The following is a 17,368-nucleotide window of genomic DNA, read 5'->3' as shown; positions in this document are numbered from 1 at the left end:
CTCAGTCGTTATGCAGTTCGGCGACGAAGTCGTAGATGTCGCCGCGGTAATGGGAGCAGGTGAACTCGACCACACGGCCGTCTTCGAGGAAGCCGCGGCGTTCGATCAGCAGGCCCGGGCTGCCCGTGGGCACGCCGAGCAGGCGCGACTGCGCGGCGTCGAAAGCCACCGCGCGCAATCTCTGCAGGGCACGGCTGGGGCGGCAACCGAGGTGGTCGAAGGCTTCATACAGCGAATGCTCGATCAGTGCCGGATCGGGCAGGAAGGCGCGCGGAATGACGCTGCGCTCGATCGCCAGCGGCTCGTCGCCGGCGAAGCGCAGGCGATGCAGGCGCACCACGGCCGCGCCAGGCGAGAGGTTCAGCGCCATCGCTTCCTCCGGCGTCACCGTGCCGGTGCCGCGGTCGAGGAATTGCGAGCGCGGTTTCAGCCCGCGGGCGCGCAGGTCTTCGCTGAAGCTGCTGAGGCGGGAGAAGGATTTGACGATGCGGTCGGCGACGAAGGTGCCGGCACCCTGGCGCTGCACCAGCAGGCCGTCGCTGACCAGGCCGGTGATGGCCTTGCGCACGGTGACGCGGGACAGCTGGAGCAGCCGGGCCAGTTCACGTTCGCTGGGCAGGGCCTGGCCTGCAAGCGCCGCACCGCTCTCGATGGTGTGGCGGATGGCGCGGCGCAGGCTCATGTAGGCGAGGCCGTGTTCCGGCTGTCGTTCCAGGCCCAGGGTGCGGTAGGCGTCGAGCAGGGTGACTTCCATACCAGTACAATACCATTACGATACCAATTGGCTCAACTGAATCAAATCCAAGTGGTTATTAGGAGGCGCTTGGTATCTCAGTGGTATTGCCTTGGTGGCGATGCCGCAAGGACTCTGATCCAGGATCCGGTCGGAAACAGTTGTTCGCCTTACGCCTGCCGTGGCCGCCGGGCGCGGGCGGCAGGGGCTGCCGGTTCAGTGTTGGCCGGCCGCTGCCGCAGCGGGGCGGTGGAGCCGCGTACCACCAGCTGCGGGCTGAAGCCCTCGTTCGGCGGCAGGGGTTGTTCCGGCTCGCCTTCCTTGGCCGACAGGCCGGCGATCAGGCGCAGCGCGGCGGAGCGGGCGATCTCTTCGGTGGCCTGCTTGGCGGTGGTCAGCGCGGGCCAGGAGTGCTTGGAGAAGGGGCTGTCCTCGAAGCCGGCGACGGACAGGTCGAAGGGCACATCCAGCCCGCTCGACTTGGCGGCAGCGATGACTCCGGCGGCGATTTCGTCGTTGGAGCCGAACACCGCGGTGGGGCGGTCGGGCACGGCGAGCAGCTTGCGGCCACCCCGGAAGCCGTCGTCGAAGGAGTAGTCGCCTTCCACGATCAGCTGCTTGTCCAGGGCGATGCCGTAGTCCTTCAGCGCGCTCTCGTAGCCCTTGTAGCGTTCCCAGCTGGAACGGTGGGACTTGCCGCCCCAGAGGAAGCCGATGCGGATATGGCCGAGCTGGATCAGGTGCTCGGTGATGTCGTAGGCGGCGTCGCGGTCGTCGACGAAGACGCAGGGGAATTCATCGTGCGGGTCTTCGGCGGCGGAGATGATGCGCACGAACTTGATGTTGTTGGCGGCGAGGTACTGGATGATCTCGGTGCGCTCGGACATCGGCGGTGCCAGCACCAGGCCGGCCAGGCGCGAGCGCTGGGCCAGTTCCACCAGCTCCTCGCCCAGCCGCGGCGAGGACGAGTTGCAGGGGTGGATCTGCAGACCGAACCAGCGTTCGCGGCAGGCCGAGAGCACGCCGTTCTGCACGCTGATGACGTAGTAGGGATTGGGGTTGTCGTAAACCAGGCCGATGGCATAGGAGCGGGCGCTGCGCAGGCTGCGCGCCGACAGGTCGGGCTGGTAGTTGAGGTCGGCGATGGCCTGCAGTACGCGGTTGCGGGTTTCCTCGCGCACCGAGGTCTCGTGGTTGATGACCCGCGAAACCGACTTGAGGGAAACCTTGGCCCGCTTGGCTACGTCGCGAATGGTGCTTTTTGCCATCTTCGAATGTCGCGTTCCCGTGAGCGTCGCACTGCGCCCGCCGGAGCCGCTTCCAGGCGATTTCCGGCGCTTCTTGCGCGTCGCGTGGATCGACACGGGTCAGGGCCGTTGACAATCGCGCCCAGTATATTCGCTTTTGCCGCCGCCCTCGCTCAGCGTTCCGGCTGGCCGATGCGGTGGCCGCGCAGCGAGTAGTACAGGATGTACAGATAGCAGGGCGCCATGATGCACAGGAATACGGTCTGGAAGGGAAGCTGCTCCTTCAGGGTGGCGAACAGCCGCGGAATCAGCGCGCCGCCGGCGATGCCCATGACCAGCAGGGCCGAGCCCTTCTCGGTGAAGCGGCCCAGGCCGGCGATGGCCAGGGGCCAGATCACCGGCCACATCAGCGCATTGGCCAGGCCCAGGGCGGCGACGAAGCCGACCGAGACATATCCGGTGCTGAGCCAGGCGCATGCGGTGAAGACCACGCCGAGCACCGCCGAGATGGTCAGGCCCTGGGCCTGGGTGATGAAGCGCGGGATGGCGAACATGCCGGCGACGTATCCCAGCAGCATCGCGATCATGGTCAATGTAGTGAAGTACTTGGTCTGGCCAACTGGCAGGTCGAAGCCGCGGCCATAGGTGCCGATGGCGTCGCCCGCCATCACTTCCACGCCGACGTAGAGGAACAGGCATAGCACGCCCAGCCACAGGTGCGGGAACTGGAAAATGCTGGTGCGCTCCCGCGGCGCGCTTTCGCTGCGCACCTGCACGTTGACCTCGGAGGCGCGGATTTCCGGCAGCGGCGAACGCAGTATCCACAGCGCCAGCAGGGCCAGCATGCCGGCCATCACCATGTAGGGCGCGTGCACCTTGGCGGCGAATTCATTGAGCAGCGCCTCGCGCGTCTGCGGATCGGCCGCGTTGCGCACCTGCTGCTCGATGATATCGACGCCGCTGAGCACGGTGCTGCCGATCACCAGCGGGCTGATGATGCCGGCGGTCTTGTTGCAGATGCCCATCAGGCTGATGCGCTGGGCGGCGCTTTCGATTGGGCCGAGGATGCTGATGTAGGGGTTGGAGGCGCACTGCAGCAGCGACAGGCCGGAGCCGATGATGAACAGCCCCGCCAGCGCACCGGGGTAGTGGCGCGCGGTGGCGAAGGTACCGAAGGCGAAGGCGCCGGCCGCCATCACCGACAGGCCCAGCGCCATGCCCTTCTTCATGCCGGTGCGCTCGAGGATCCAGGCCGAGGGCAGGGCGAGGAAGAAGTAGGACAGGTAGAACGCGGTGGTCACCAGGAAGGCCTTCGCGTCCGTGTCCAGGTCGAAGGCCAGCTTGACGAAGGTGATCAGCGGCCCGTTGAGCCAGGTGACGAACCCGAAGATGAAGAACAGCGTGCCGATGATGATGGTCGGCGCCAGCGGTGAGCGTTCCTCGCGCGTCGCCATCTGCATTGCGTTCATGTTCCCGATTTCCCCTCTTGATGTTTGCCGGTGTATCGCCGCGGTCTTGCCCGATTATCAATTGCGAATGAAATAAGAGCAACGTTGTCATCGTTGTCTTGCTTTCCTTATTGCGTGGATCGGAATTTCGCGCGCGCCGAACCTGGCGGTACTGCCTGGGGCGGGTTATTGACGGATTGCCAGTGTATTAAGGTCGTTTTGTAAATAAGCGCCACAAAATGTTGATTGTAAAAGGGCAATTTCACGCGGTGGTAAGCTGATCCGCCATTCTGGCGTACCAGCCGTTCCCAGCCGATTTGAATGTCTTGTAGTCCTATTATTGACAACGTTGTCTTTTGAGGGGAGACTCGGTTCACCAAGAGCGCGCGACCATGAAATGGCCGTCGTGATCGAAAGGACGGCAATACCGGGAGGGAGCGCAGGTTTGATTCAAGTCGCTAGCCAGATCGACTCAGTCCAGGCCCAGCAGGGAAGCAAGCGCTTCATTGCCGCCGACGTCGGTGGCACCCACGCCCGTGTCGCCATTGTCAGCGCGCGGCGCGGCGATGGGGCTTCGGTGCAGGTCGAGCAGTTCCGCAAATACGTCTGTGCCGACTATCCCAGCCTGACTGCCATCCTGCGGCATTTCCTCGACGCCGCCGGGGGCGGCATCGAGGAAGGCGCGGTGGCCTGTGCCGGTTATGCGGTCGCCGGCCGGGTCATCAACACCAATCTGCCGTGGCCGGTCTCCATCGACGAAATGCGCGACGCGCTGGGCTTGCGCAAGCTGGCCCTGGTCAATGACTTCGAGGCGGTGGCGCACGGCGTGCCCTGCATCGACAACGCCGGCACCACCCTGCTCAGCGGCCCGGCCGAAGCCGTCGCAACAGGGCCGGTGCTGGTGGTCGGACCGGGCACCGGGCTCGGTGCTGCGGCGCGCATCCCCGCCGGCCGCGGCACCACCGTGGTGCTGGCCACCGAAGCCGGGCAGACCAGCTTCGCCCCGGGCAGCGATGTGGAAATCGAAATCCTGCGGCTGCTGCGGCGTGGTACGACGCACGTGCCGGTGGAACAGCTCCTGTCCGGCCCCGGCCTGGTCAATCTCTATGGCGCGATTTGCGCCCTGCGCGGAGCCGCTCCGGCGCTGCGCGCCCCTGCGGCGATCAGCGACGCCGCCATGCAGGGCAGCGATGCCCTGGCTCATGAGGCCCTCGAGGTGTTCTGCGGCCTGATGGGCGGGGTGGTCGGCGACCTGGTGATGCTGTATCGCGCCCAGGCCGGCGTCTATCTCGCGGGCGGCATCCTGCCGCAGATCCAGTCTTTTCTTTTGCACAGCACCTTCAAGGCGCGCTTCCTCGACAAGGGACAGATGCGACCGGTGCTGGAGCGGGTACCGGTGCGCCTGATCGAGCACGGCCAGATCGGCGTGATCGGCGCGGCCAGCTGGTACCTGGGTGGAGCAGGCGAAAACGCAGGCGCAGCGCAACGCGGCGGCGGACGCTGAATCAATGTTGTTTTGGATTTTGTTTTGAGTTGCGAGCTTTAGGGAAGTGAGAGAGCCATAGCAGATGCCATAGCAGATGTGCATCCGGCCGCGTCCGGGCGCAGCCACAGCCACAAGGGGAGTAGAAAACATGCCTTACCGTAAAAAAGCATTGATCGCCGGCATCGCCGCGTGTTTCGCCACTTCGACCGGCGCCTACGCACAGGACGCCGCGCCTGCAACGACGCCTGCCGCCGCCAACGACACATCCGCCGACCAGGCCAAGCAGCTGCAGGGGGTGACCGTCACCGGCATCCGCGCCAGCCTGAAGAAATCGCTGGAGCGCAAGCGCGACAGCGCCGTCGTCAGCGAGGTCGTCACCGCGGAAGACGTGGGCAAGCTGCCGGCCAAGAACGTTGCCGACACCTTGCAGCGCCTGCCGGGTGTCAACATCAGTTCGGCCAGCGCCGACGAAGGCGGCTTCGACGAAAACGATCGCGTCTCCCTGCGTGGCACCAACCCCAGTCTGACCCAAACGCTGGTCAACGGACACACCATCGGCACCGGCGACTGGTTCGTGCTGAGCCAGGTGCAGACTGTGGGCCGCAGCGTCAGCTACAGCCTGCTGCCCTCGGAAATCGTCAGCCAGGTGGTGGTGCAGAAATCTTCCGAGGCGAGTCTGGTGGAGGGCGGCACCGCCGGCTCGGTGAACATCGTCACCCGCCGCCCGCTGGATTTCGGCAAGCCCCTGACCGCCGAAGTGAGCGCCGGTGGCGTCTACGCCGACCTACCCAGCAAGACCGACCCGCAGTTCAGCGGCCTGGTCAATTGGAAGCCGAGCAGGAGCTTCGGCGTGATGCTGGAAGGCTTCTACGAGAAGCGCGATCTGCAACGCAACGGCCAGGAAGTCGTCGGTGGCTATAACCAGATCGCGGCCAGCGACACCATTGCGAAGAACCATCCGGATCTCGCCGGGGTCTACTACCCGAACCTGGTCGGCGAAACGCTGTTCACGCAGAAGCGCGAGCGCGAGGGCGGTCTGATCGATGTCGAGTGGAAGCCGACCAATGACCTCACGCTGGATCTCAATGGCTTCTACTCCAAGCTCAACGCGGACAACTACAACCGCAACTACATGCTGTGGAACAGTCAGTACGTGCCCAGCGGCGCCGGTTTGCAGCCGGGTTACACGGTGCAGAACAACGTGCTCACCGGCGCCACCTTCTCGCCGCAGTCCAGTAGTACGGTTACGCCATACGGCGTCTACGACCAGATCTCTCGCCCAGGGGCCTCGTCTGAATCCAACTATGTGACCTTGGACGGCAAGTGGCACGCTGCCGAGCGCTGGACCTTCGGCGGACAGGTCGGCACCACCCATGGCAAGGGCAACAGCCCGACCCAGGACGTGATCGAGCTTGGCACCGGCGGCAACGCCGGTGGCAGCTGGCAGATGCGCGGCCCCAACCAGGCGATCAACTGGGTGCTCGGCGGCGACAACAGCACGCCTTCCGGCATCCTGCCGCAAAACGGTTGGATTTTCGGCGGCCAGGACATCCACGTGAAGGACTCGGAGAACTGGTTCCAGGGCGACGGCACCTACGACATCGGGCAGGGCATGCTGTCCACGCTGCAGTTCGGCGCGCGCTATGCGACGCACAAGCGCGAGAACCCGTTTGAAATCGCCCAGGGACCCAACTTCGCCACCGACTGGCAGAACCCGGCGAACTATCCGACCACCTATCAGAACTATCCCAGCGACTTCAGCAGTTCGCTCGGCGGCAGCTTCCCCGGCAATGTTTGGTACTACTCGCCCGGACAGCTTGCCGCGATCGACGCGAAGTTCGCCAACCGCGACCCCGTTACCCGCTTCTACTTCCAGGATACCTACAGCGTGAAGGAGAACGATGCGGCGGGTTACGCCCAGCTCAACTTCAGCGGCGACCGCTGGAGCGGCAACATCGGGGCGCGCTACGTCAATACTGACGAGACCATCGGCTACGCCAGCACCAATCCCGACCCCGACGCGAAATCCGTCACCGGCCCGATCACCGGCTCGGCCTTCGGCGATTATTACTGGAACGTGTTCAAGAAGAGCTACGGCACCTTCCTGCCCAGCGGCAACCTGAAGTTCGATCTGACCCAGAACCTGGTTGCCCGCGCCGCCGCTTCGCAGACCATGACCCGCCCGGACTATTCTGCGCTGGCCGGCTCGGTCTCCGCCAACGACCTGACGCACCAGGGTAGCGGCGGCAACCCGAAGCTGAATCCGATCGTCTCCACCAACTTCGACGGCGAGCTGGAGTGGTACTTCGCGCCGCGCGGCCTGTTGTCGGCCGGCGTGTACAGCATGGATCTGCAGGATTACGTGAACTTCGGCAACCAGATCCGCGTGTTCAAGGACATACAGGCCAGCCAGACTGTCGGCCACGACGTCTTCAGCAACTACACCATCAGCGTGCCGACCAACACCCACGCCAGCATCCACGGCGTGGAGTTCAACTACATCCAGCCGATTCTGAAGAATTTCGGCTTTGCTGCGAACTACACCTGGGCCGACGGCAAGGCGGACGGCGGTCAGCCGATGCAGGGCACCTCGAAAAACACCTACAACCTCTCGGGCTATTTCGAGAGCGATCGCTTCAATGCACGCGTGAGCTATACCTATCGCTCGGAGTTCTTCGCCGGTGTCACCCGCGCCGCGAACTATTACCAGCAAGGCACTGGCAATCTCGCCGCGGCGCTGGGCGCCAAAATCACCGACTGGGCTTCGGTGTCGTTCGATGCGCTGAACCTGAACAATCCGACGCTCAGGTACACGGTGAAGGACCCGGCCTTCGGCGAGCAGCCGCACGCCTCCTACGTCAACGGCCGCCAGTACTACTTCAATCTGCACCTGAAGTTCTGATCGAGGTGTTCATATGCGATGCGCTCAACCGTCTGGATTCGACCTGCCCATCAACCGCTACAGGAGCGGCCGTGAGTTCCTTGCAACGTCGCACCTGAAGCTGTAACCACGTTTCTCCCACAGTGGTAAGGTGCTGTGCGGGCCCGGTGGTTTCGGGCCCGCTTTTTTTTATGCGGATGCAGCCGGGTGTTCGGGACTACGATCATCCCCGGCTACATTCCTACACATGCTCTGGCCGATCATGACATTCAGGCTTCGTATCGCCCTCTTTTCCCTCGCGACGGTCTGCGCCGCCCTGTTTGGCGCAGCCGCTTGTGGTTCGCATCCGGCTACGCCCGCCACGGCTGCGGCGCCAACGCTGCGTGACCTGCCGCTGCTGCCGCTGCCGGCCCTGGTGGAGTGGCGCAGCGGCGCATTCACCGTCGCTGCGGACACGCCTATCCTGGTACCGGATGGCAATGCCGACGCGCAGGGGATCGCCGGGCTGCTCGCCGCTTACGTGCAGCAGGTGCGCGGGCTGAAGCTGGCCGTCGGCACGGGGCAGGGCAGCGGCCCGGCCCCGCCCGCCATCGTCCTCGCCATCGACCCGCAGGCCGGCGGTGCAACGGACGAGGGCTACCAACTGGATGTCTCCGCGCAAGGCATCCGCGTCGCGGCGCGCGCGCCGGCGGGTCTGTATTACGGCGCGGTGACGCTGTGGCAGCTGCTGACGCCGGATTCCGCGCAGGGTGCGCCGGTGACGGTGCCGGCCGTGCATATCTTCGACGGCCCGCGCTTCGCCTGGCGTGGAGTGATGCTGGACGTGTCGCGGCACTACATGCCGCCTGCGTTCGTCAAGCAGCTCATCGACTGGATGGCGCTGCACAAGCTCAATACCCTGCATTGGCATCTCACCGACGACCAGGGCTGGCGCCTGGAGATCAGGAAGTACCCGCGACTGACGGAGGTTGGCGCCTGGCGCATTCCACCGGAAGGCGGTCCCAGGACCGGTGGGTTCTATACCCAGGAGCAGGTGCGCGACATCGTCCGCTACGCCGCTCAGCGCTATGTCGCCATCGTGCCGGAGATCGACATGCCGGGCCATGCCCAGGCCGCCATCGCCGCTTATCCCTGGTTGGGTTCTCTCGGCGACCGACCGGCGGTGTCGGTCGATTGGGGCGTCAATCCCTATCTGCTCAACGTCGACGAGCGCACCTTCGGCTTCGTCGGCGGCGTGTTGGCCGAAGTGATGGAGCTGTTCCCTGGCCGCTACATCCATGTCGGCGGCGACGAGGCGATCAAGGACCAATGGAAGGCTTCGCCACGGGTGCAGGCGCGTATGCGCCAGCTCGGCATCACCAGCGAAGATGCCCTGCAGGGTTATTTCATGCGGCGCCTGGAAACCCTGCTCGCCGCGCACGGCCGCAAGCTGGTGGGTTGGGACGAGATCGTCGATGCCGGCCTGCCGGCGGATGCCACCGTCATGTCCTGGAGGGGCGCGCAGGGCGCCATCGCCGCGGCCCGCGCCGGTCACGACGTGATCATGGCGCCGTCGAACGCCCTGTATTTCGACTACCTCCAGGGCGATGGCCACGATGAGCCGCCAGGGCGGCCAACCTTGAGCACCCTCGGCAACGTCTACGACTTCCAGCCCTTGCCGGCGGAACTGGATGCGGCGCAGGCGCGGCACGTCATCGGCGTGCAGGCCAATGTCTGGACCGAGCACATGATCACGCCGCAGCGGGTGGAGCACGCGCTGTTCCCGCGTATGGCTGCCCTGGCCGAAGTGGCCTGGTCGCCGGTGGCTGTGCACGACTGGAGGGATTTCCTGTCGCGCCTGCCGCCTGAACTGGGTCGCTACCGGGCGCTGGGTATCGGCTATGCCGACAGTGCCTTTGCGGTGCGCATCCAGGCAAGCCCCGGCACTGTGCCGGGCGAGGCCACGGTCACGCTGGCCAATCAGACCGGTTTCGGTGAAATCCGCTATACGCTGGACGGCCGCGAACCGGCGGCGGACTCGCCGCGCTACGAGGCGCCGTTGCACCTGGCGCTGCCGCAGCAGGTAACAGCCGCGGCCTTCATTGACGGGCAGCCCATCACGTCAGCCAGACAGCTGCATATCGACGCCGCCAGCCTGCTGCTGCGCAATAGCGACGAGCTGCAAGGCTGCTCGGCCAAGCTGCCGCTGCGCCTGGGCGGGCCCTTGCGCGACGACGGCACGCAGGCGGTTTACCGGGTGGACATCATGGATCCCTGCTGGATCTATGCAGACATGCCGCTGGATGGCGTCTCGCGCGTCGAAGTGCGCCTGGGCCGGCTGCCGTACAACTTCCAGCTCGGCGCGGATGTGCGCAATGTGGTGTCGCGGCCGCCCCTTACGCGCCATGGCGAGCTGCAGATCCACCGCGACAGCTGTGATGGCCCGTTGCTGGCGCAGGTGCCGCTCCTGGCCGATACCGCGGCGCATCGGCCGGAGACGCTATCGGCGGCTATCGCGCCACAGGCCGGCACCCATTCCCTGTGCCTGTTCGTCGGTCACCGCGCTTCCGGTCCATTATGGGTGATCGATACGGTTCAACTGCTGCGCGACGGGTAGGGCTTCCGGGTGCAGGCCGCCGCATCCTGGTATAACATCGCACCTGGTATAACATTTCAATAGAAATGTTTTTGCGAACCGCGCACCATGGGCGCGGCCGTACCGGATGGAGGAGCTGGTCATGGGCATGATGGAAACCGTTGGCGGCGCTTCGGCGCCGCGTCCGCCTTACGTGCGCGGCCTGCCGTTGATCGGCAGCCTGTTCGATTTCGCCAAGGACCCGGCGCGCTTCTTCGTGCGCTGCTATCGCGAATACGGCGCGGTGTTCCGGGTCAAGGTGCTGGCCAATACCTATACCTGCATCGCCGGCGCCGAGGCCGCCAATTTCATGGGTACGCGCGAGGGCAAGGAATGCCTGCGCTCCCGCGAGGCCTGGCAGCCCCTGGTGGACGAGTTCGGCGCCTCCAAGATGCTCAGTGCCACCGACGGCGAGCTGCACAAGGAGTTGCGCGGCATCATGAAGCGCGGCTTCTCCAAGGAGCCGATCCGGGGGCGCTACAACGAGATGCTCGCGATCACCAACGCCAGCCTTGAGCGCGACTGGAAGGTGGGCACCCTGGTGCCGGTGGTGGAGGCGATGCAGTACGTGGTGGTGGACCAGCTCGGCACCGTGCTGACCGGCTCGACCCCGCGCGAGTACGTCAAGGACATCCGCACCACCATCCTCTACATCCTCAACGTGCTGGTCACGCGGCAGCGGCCGCAGTTCATGATGCTGATGCCGGAATACAAGCGGGCCAAGGCGCGCATGTTCGAGTTGGGCCGCAAGATGGTGGCCGATTACCGCGCGGAAGACGCCGCCCGCGGCGGTGTGGGCAAGCCGGAGGAGCAGAAGACCCTCATCGATGATGTGATGGAAGCGCACAAGGCCAATCCGGAGCTGATCCCGGAGCGCGACCTGATCATGCTGATGACCGGCCCTTACGTCGCCGGCCTGGACACGGTGGCCAACACCACCTCGGCCATCGTCTACGCCGTGCTGAAGCATCCCGAGGTGCTGCGCCGGGTGCAGCAGGAAGTGGACGCGCTGTTCGCCAGGGGGCCGGTGAACGAGGACGAGTTCATGAAGAGCCTGCCGGCGCTGAACGGCGCCATCATGGAAGCGATGCGCCTGTACCCGATCGCCGTGGCGCAGATCCGCACCGCCAACAAGGACTTCGTCTTTGCCGGCCACCAGATCAAGGAAGGAGAGTTGATCTACCTCGGCACCAGCGTGCCGCACTTCCAGGAAGAGTTCTATCCCGATCCGGAGCGTTTCGATATCGACCGCTACCAGAAGCCCCGCGCCGAGCACATGCAGGTCGGCACCTATTCACCCTATGGCCGCGGCCACCACACCTGCCTGGGCAAGAGCCTGGCCGAGGTGTTGCTCGCGATCACCATGGCCCAGGTCTTCCACAAGCTGGATCTCGAATTCGAGTCGCCCGGCTATGTGCTGAAGACCAAGACCGCGCCGACGCCGGGACCGGCGATGAGCTTCAAGGTCAGGGTGCGGGGCTACCGGCACTGAAACGGCGGGACGAGGCGCCTTGCAGTGCCTCGTCCCGCCTGTTTTTCCTGAAGAAAAAGCTGCTGCAGGAGATGTCACTTTACATTTTGCGATGGATATCGCAAAAATAGTGGCATAACTTCCCGGAGGCAGCTTGGCCATGTCCGCGCGCGCACCGAGTCTGGCGCTGAAACCGGTTCTCACGGCAACCAAGCCGCTACAGGCGCCTGCGCCCCGTGTCGGCCGTCCGCCCAGCCTCAGCACCCAGGCGATCATCACCGCCGCGCTGGACATCGGCCTGGACAAGGTCAGCTTCAAACAGCTGGCGGCACGCCTGGGCGTCAACGTCGCCACCATCTACCGTTATGTGCGCAACCGCAACGAGCTGCTGCGCCTGTCCGCCTTCCAGTTGACGCTGAGCCGCCGCCTGCCGGACCAGGAGCATGCGCATTGGTCGCAACTGGCCATGCACTATGCCGAGGAGATGTTCGAAACCTTCATGAAGGAGCCGGAACTGGTCGGCGAATTCCTCAAGGGCAGCATCGGCCCGCATGTCGAGATCGACGTGCTCGACCAGTTCCTCGGCGCCATGGGCCGCTACGGCTTCTCTCCGGAAGAAGGCCTGCTGCTGCACCGGGCCATCGGCACCTTCACCATCGGCGCCGCCACCGGCGTCATCGCGGTGAAGGCGCGCCAGGCGGCCGGTACACCCTGGCACGTCGAGATCCGCCGCACCCTGATCGAGCGGGCGGACAGCGACCTGCCCCACGTGCGCCAGGCCATGAGCGATTACCTGCATTTCGACGAATGGCACTGGCTGGTGCCGTTGCACCAGATGCTGGCGGGCATCGCCGCCGAACGCGGCGAAGAGTTGCCCACGCCGCAGGGGCGCCTCGCCAGGTTCTTCGTCGCCGCGCCCAAACCCCGCGCCGATAAGCCGGCCGAAAAGTCGGACGGGCAACCGGATCAAGCGGGACAGACCTGAAGGATCGAATAATCGGGCGCCGCATGCTGAACCCATAACGGAGGAGAGAGCCATGAACACCAGCACCGCCACCGAGGGACGCGTCGAAATCGACGGCCGCATCTTCAATCCGTATTCCAAGGACTTCATCCGCTCGCCCTGGGCCACCTGGGAGAAGATGGTGCTGGAATACCCGGTGGCCTGGCACAAGGACCTGAACATGTGGGTGGTCAGCTCCCACGACGCCTGCGCCGAGATGCTGAAGAACAACGTCTTCACTCCCAACTACAAGGCCTGGGAGCATGCCCCGCCGGAGAAGCCGGAAGCGGAGAAGAACGATTTCGAACGTTCGCTCGATCATGGCCTGTTCGCCACCAAGACGCAGGATCACCTGCGGCTGCGCAAGCTGGCCATGCCGGCCTTTTCCAAGCCGGTGATGGGCAAGATCGACGCCAAGATCCGCGACCTCGTCACCGGCGTGTTCGACGAGATAGGCGAGCCGGAACAGTTCGACGCTTTCAGCATGATCGCCGAGAAGCTGCCGGTGCGCGCCATCGCCCGCATGGTCGGCGTGCCGACCAACAAGGAAGCTTTCTTCCAGGAATTCGCGGTCAGCGTGATCAAGTCCACCCGCATCAACCTGCCGGCGAAGGAGCGGCAGGCGGCGATGCAGACCTCGCTTGCGGGCTTCGCCTACTTCAAGGATCTCATCGCCCAGCGCCGCGCCGCCGCCCATCCGGGCGACGATTTCGTCGGCAGCCTGATCAGCGCCAGCGAGGGCGACGACCGCCTCGGCGATTACGACATCATGGCCATGATCCAGGCGGTGATCGTCGCCGGCTCGGACACCGCCACCGACCTGCACACCTACGCCATCCAGGGCCTGCTCAGCAACCCGGAGCAGTACCGCCTGCTGCGGCAACGGCCGGAACTGATGGAGAACGCCATCATCGAGCTGCTGCGCGTCGGTGCTTTCGGCAAGATGCCGCAGTACCGCTTCGCCAGCGAGGATGCGGAGTTCCGCGGCCAGCATATCCGCAAGGGGCAGTCGATCCTGCTCAACCTCACCGCCGCCTGGGTCGACCCGCAGAAATGGGAGCGGCCGCGCCAGCTCGACATCACCCGGCGCCTCGACGGCAACCTGGTGTTCGGCGCCGGCGCCCACTTCTGCATCGGCACCTACCTGGTGCGCGTGCAGGGCGGCCTGATGATCAGCGAACTGATGAAGCGCTTCCCCAATGCCGAGCTGGTCAACGGCAACGGCGAGGTGGAATACGACTACAACCATCACAACGCCCGGCGTATCAATCGCCTGCTGGTGAAAAGCAATGTGCGTTCGCATGTGCATCCTGCACAAGAACGCGTCATCCGTGACGCGACTGTTGAAACAAGCCACTGAGCACCTTGAACTCCGAACCCATGAAAAAGTGGATCTGCATCATCTGCGGTTACATCTACGACGAGGCGGTCGGCATGCCGGACCATGGCATCGCCGCCGGCACCCGTTTCGAGAGCCTGCCGGACGACTGGACCTGCCCGGAATGCGGCTCGCCCAAGGAATCGTTTGAACTCTATGTCGGTTGAGTCCCATCCAGGGAAGTCGCCGGAGATGGACAGGACCTCGCCGCCGTCCGCCCGTCCGCGGCTGCGCGGCCGTGCGGCGACCCCGGTTCGCGTCCCGGCGCAGCCAGTCGAGCGCTTGGAGGAGAGGAGGCCGGCAGCGGTTTCGCGCAAGGAGCTGGAGCATCGCCGCATCCAGGCGGGCGAGCTGTTGCTGCAGGGGCTGCGCCAGAGCGAGGTGGCCGACCGGCTGCGCGTCAGCCGCGAAACCGTGCGGCGCTGGGCCGGCAAGATGGGCGAGGGTGGTCTGGCTGCGCTGAAAAACGCGCCGCGCCTGGGACGTCCCGCCGGACTCAACAACGCACAGCGCCAGCAACTCGGGTTACTGCTGCAACAAGGCGGCATGGCCCACGGCTTCGTCGACGACGACTGGTCCTTGAGCCGCGTGCGGCAACTGATCGCGCGCCATTTCGGCCGCAACTACAGCGAGGTCCAGGTCTGGCGCATTCTCGGCGCCCTCGGCTGGAGCCACCAGCAGCCCGGCACCGGCGTCCACGGCGGCAAGCGGCGCAAGACCCGCGAGTGGATGCAGAAGCGCTAAGAGCCTGTAACAGAATGAATCGCGCCTGCGACGGCGGTCATTTTTGCGCAGTGCAAGTCGGACAGAGCGCATCATGGAATCACCATGCCGCACTCTGTCCGACTTGCACTGCGCAAAAATGGCCCCGTCCCGGAGGGTTGCGCCCAAAATCGCGCCAGGGCGGCCCCGACACGGTGCCCGAGCGTAGCGAGGTGGGTGCGGGAGGGGTCGCCTTCGCCCGCTCCCGCACCCACGCTGACGCGGCACCGTGTCGCGGGCGATCGTTGTCAGCCCCAGCCATGGAATCACCATGGCTGGGGCCTCCGCCTTGCCTGACGCGATTTTGGACTGCAACGCAGGTGCGATTCATTCTGTTACAGGCTCTAAGCCAGGCGGCCAAGTAACAAATCCGGGTTCGTCCCGTGGAGTTTCCGCGGCGCCGTTGCCGATCAACGTCGCCGTTTTTTTTGGTGCCGCTGTCACGCAATTAAGAAACAAAAATTAGTCACTTCGGACGAAGCACGCAAACCTCACGCGCTTAGCATCACGGTAGACGCTGCAAAGCGCGCGGCCCATGCCACGCGCCGCGGACGAGGGCCTGTTAACGCTCATTTGGTCGCTGCGACGGCCTCTGGAAGTGTCCAGCGCAAGGAGTGAGGAGCGTGATGTACTTGATGTACATAAGCGACGAACGACGCCGCGATGGGCACTTCCAGAGGCCGTCCCGGAGGGTTGCGCCCAAAATCGAGCCATGCGGCGTTGTTGCCCTTGGCCATGGATTCACCATGGCCAGCGGGCTCCGCCTTGCCTGGCTCGATTTTGGACTGCAACGCAGCGATCAAATGAGCGTTAACAGGCCCTAGCTGCATATAAATAAGGGAATTCCGCCGCATTCCCGCAGTGCCAACGAGGAGAGAGCAATAATGAAGTTGCAACTGTTCCTGGTTTCATGCGCGGCAGCGGCTTGCGCCGCGCTCGCGGTCCCCGCCGCACAGGCCAAGGTACCGGCGGACAAGGCCGCGGAACTCGGCGGTTCCAGGCTCACCTGCATCGGCGCGGAGAAAGCGGGGACCCCCGATGGCGTGGCCGAATATACCGGCAAGTACCAGGGCACCTGGCCCGGCATGAAAGGACCGTCCGGCTTCGAGCCCGGTCCCTATGCCGCGGAAAAGCCCCTGTTCTCCATTACCGCGCAAAACCAGTCCAAGTATGCGGACAAGCTCACCGACGGCGAGAAGGCCCTGTTCGCCAAGTATCCGCAGACCTATCGCATGGATGTCTATCCCAGCCATCGCGACTTCGCGCCGCCCAATTTCGTCTGCGACAACACCAAGAAGAATGCGGTCACCTCCGAAGTGATCCATGACGGCAAGGGCGTCACCGGCATGGGCGGCGGTTACCTGTTTCCGATCCCGCAGAGCGGCCTGGAGGCGATCTGGAACGTGTCCAACGCCGGCAAGGTCTGGACCGAGGCCTGCATCTGCGACATCGCCGACGTCTACGCGGGCGGCAGCGTTGCCTGGGGGCGTGAGAAGTTCATGGACATGGCGCTGGGCAGCGATCCCAAGAACTACTTCTCCTACCAGGACCACATCAACGCCTACTTCTACGACGGCTTCCTGCTGCCGGAGCGGCAGAAGGGTTTCGTCGCCGTGGGCTACCAGCCCAACGATTACAGCAACGAGGGCACCATGTCCTGGCAGTACCTGCCGGGCGTGCGCCGCGTGCGCCAGGCACCGGAAGTCGGTTTCGATTACCCGGTGCCGCCGGCCGGCCTGCGCACGGTGGACGACGATTACGGCTTCAACGGCTCGCCCGAGCGCTACACCTGGAAGATCGTCGGCAAGAAGGAATACTACCTGCCTTATGCCAACTTCCGCGTCAATGATCCGGCAGTGAAGTACAAGGATCTGATCAAGGAAGGCACGGTCAACCCGGACTACCTGCGCTATGAGGCGCACCGTGTCTGGGTCATCGAGGGCACGCTGAAGCAGGGCGTGCGCCATATCTATGCCAAGCGGGTGATCTACGCCGACGAGGACTCCTGGCTGGCGCTGATGGCCGACAACTACGACAACCGCAACCAGCTCTGGCGCGTGGCGCTTATCACCTACCACTACTCGCAGGAATCCGGCAGCTGGCATCGCGGCGCTTCGATCTACCACGATCTCACCGCCGGTACCTACGAGGCCGGTTACCTGACCAATGAAAGCACCCAGTGGTGGCGCCTCAACCAGCCGATGAATGCCTCGCAATTCTCGCCGTCCGCGGCGGCGCAGGGCGGGCATTGACCCGGCGCGGCGCACCAACCCCTTGTTCCTCGTCCCCGCCGCGGCGGGGACGAGCCGTTTCTGTTGCCGGTCCCGCTGCCTGGGGAAATTCCC

At 64.8% G+C, this 17,368-nt stretch carries 12 protein-coding genes; 9 read left to right on the top strand and 3 right to left on the bottom strand.

Features of this window, described 5'->3' with window-relative positions; genetic code table 11:
- Position 1: 1 nt before the first annotated feature.
- From BP26_RS0123660 to BP26_RS0123650, 3 genes are all read right to left on the bottom strand, one after another.
- A complete protein-coding gene (locus BP26_RS0123660; protein ID WP_029923017.1) occupies positions 2-754 on the bottom strand; it encodes a GntR family transcriptional regulator in 753 nt (250 codons plus the stop codon).
- Between the two features lie 149 nt (positions 755-903).
- The gene (locus tag BP26_RS0123655; RefSeq protein ID WP_029923016.1) at positions 904-2,001 is read right to left on the bottom strand and encodes a LacI family DNA-binding transcriptional regulator; all 1,098 of its coding nucleotides are present in this window, start codon (positions 1,999-2,001) and stop codon (positions 904-906) included.
- Positions 2,002-2,153: 152 nt separating this feature from the next.
- Complete coding sequence (locus tag BP26_RS0123650; RefSeq protein WP_029923015.1) at positions 2,154-3,434, bottom strand: sugar MFS transporter; 1,281 nt, start codon at positions 3,432-3,434, stop codon at positions 2,154-2,156.
- A gap of 439 nt (positions 3,435-3,873) precedes the next feature.
- On the opposite strand from BP26_RS0123650, the gene glk reads away from it, so the two are divergent.
- From glk to BP26_RS0123600, 9 genes are all read left to right on the top strand, one after another.
- Positions 3,874-4,932 (top strand): glucokinase, encoded by a 1,059-nt coding sequence (gene glk, locus BP26_RS0123645; RefSeq protein ID WP_211255033.1) that lies wholly within the window; start codon positions 3,874-3,876, stop codon positions 4,930-4,932.
- Between the two features lie 130 nt (positions 4,933-5,062).
- Positions 5,063-7,816, top strand: a complete 2,754-nt coding sequence (locus tag BP26_RS0123640; protein ID WP_029923013.1) for a TonB-dependent receptor — start codon at positions 5,063-5,065, stop codon at positions 7,814-7,816.
- Between the two features lie 241 nt (positions 7,817-8,057).
- On the top strand, positions 8,058-10,391 hold the full coding sequence (locus BP26_RS0123635; RefSeq protein ID WP_169740770.1) for a family 20 glycosylhydrolase: 2,334 nt from the start codon (positions 8,058-8,060) through the stop codon (positions 10,389-10,391).
- 121 nt (positions 10,392-10,512) lie between these two features.
- Entirely contained in the window at positions 10,513-11,901 is a 1,389-nt protein-coding gene (locus BP26_RS0123630; RefSeq protein WP_245611881.1) for a cytochrome P450, read from the top strand.
- Between the two features lie 139 nt (positions 11,902-12,040).
- A complete protein-coding gene (locus BP26_RS0123625; RefSeq protein WP_029923010.1) occupies positions 12,041-12,865 on the top strand; it encodes a TetR/AcrR family transcriptional regulator in 825 nt (274 codons plus the stop codon).
- Between the two features lie 52 nt (positions 12,866-12,917).
- Positions 12,918-14,243, top strand: a complete 1,326-nt coding sequence (locus BP26_RS0123620; RefSeq protein ID WP_051749345.1) for a cytochrome P450 — start codon at positions 12,918-12,920, stop codon at positions 14,241-14,243.
- A gap of 20 nt (positions 14,244-14,263) precedes the next feature.
- A complete protein-coding gene (locus tag BP26_RS0123615) occupies positions 14,264-14,428 on the top strand; it encodes a rubredoxin (RefSeq protein ID WP_029923008.1) in 165 nt (54 codons plus the stop codon).
- A gap of 25 nt (positions 14,429-14,453) precedes the next feature.
- Positions 14,454-15,005 (top strand): helix-turn-helix domain-containing protein, encoded by a 552-nt coding sequence (locus BP26_RS0123610; RefSeq protein WP_051749344.1) that lies wholly within the window; start codon positions 14,454-14,456, stop codon positions 15,003-15,005.
- Between the two features lie 902 nt (positions 15,006-15,907).
- Entirely contained in the window at positions 15,908-17,275 is a 1,368-nt protein-coding gene (locus BP26_RS0123600; RefSeq protein ID WP_029923005.1) for a DUF1329 domain-containing protein, read from the top strand.
- The last annotated feature ends 93 nt before the right edge of the window (positions 17,276-17,368 follow it).

It is taken from the genome of Nevskia soli DSM 19509, from assembly GCF_000711955.1.
GTDB lineage: Bacteria > Pseudomonadota > Gammaproteobacteria > Nevskiales > Nevskiaceae > Nevskia > Nevskia soli.
This window is presented reverse-complemented; position numbering and strand designations above follow the sequence as displayed.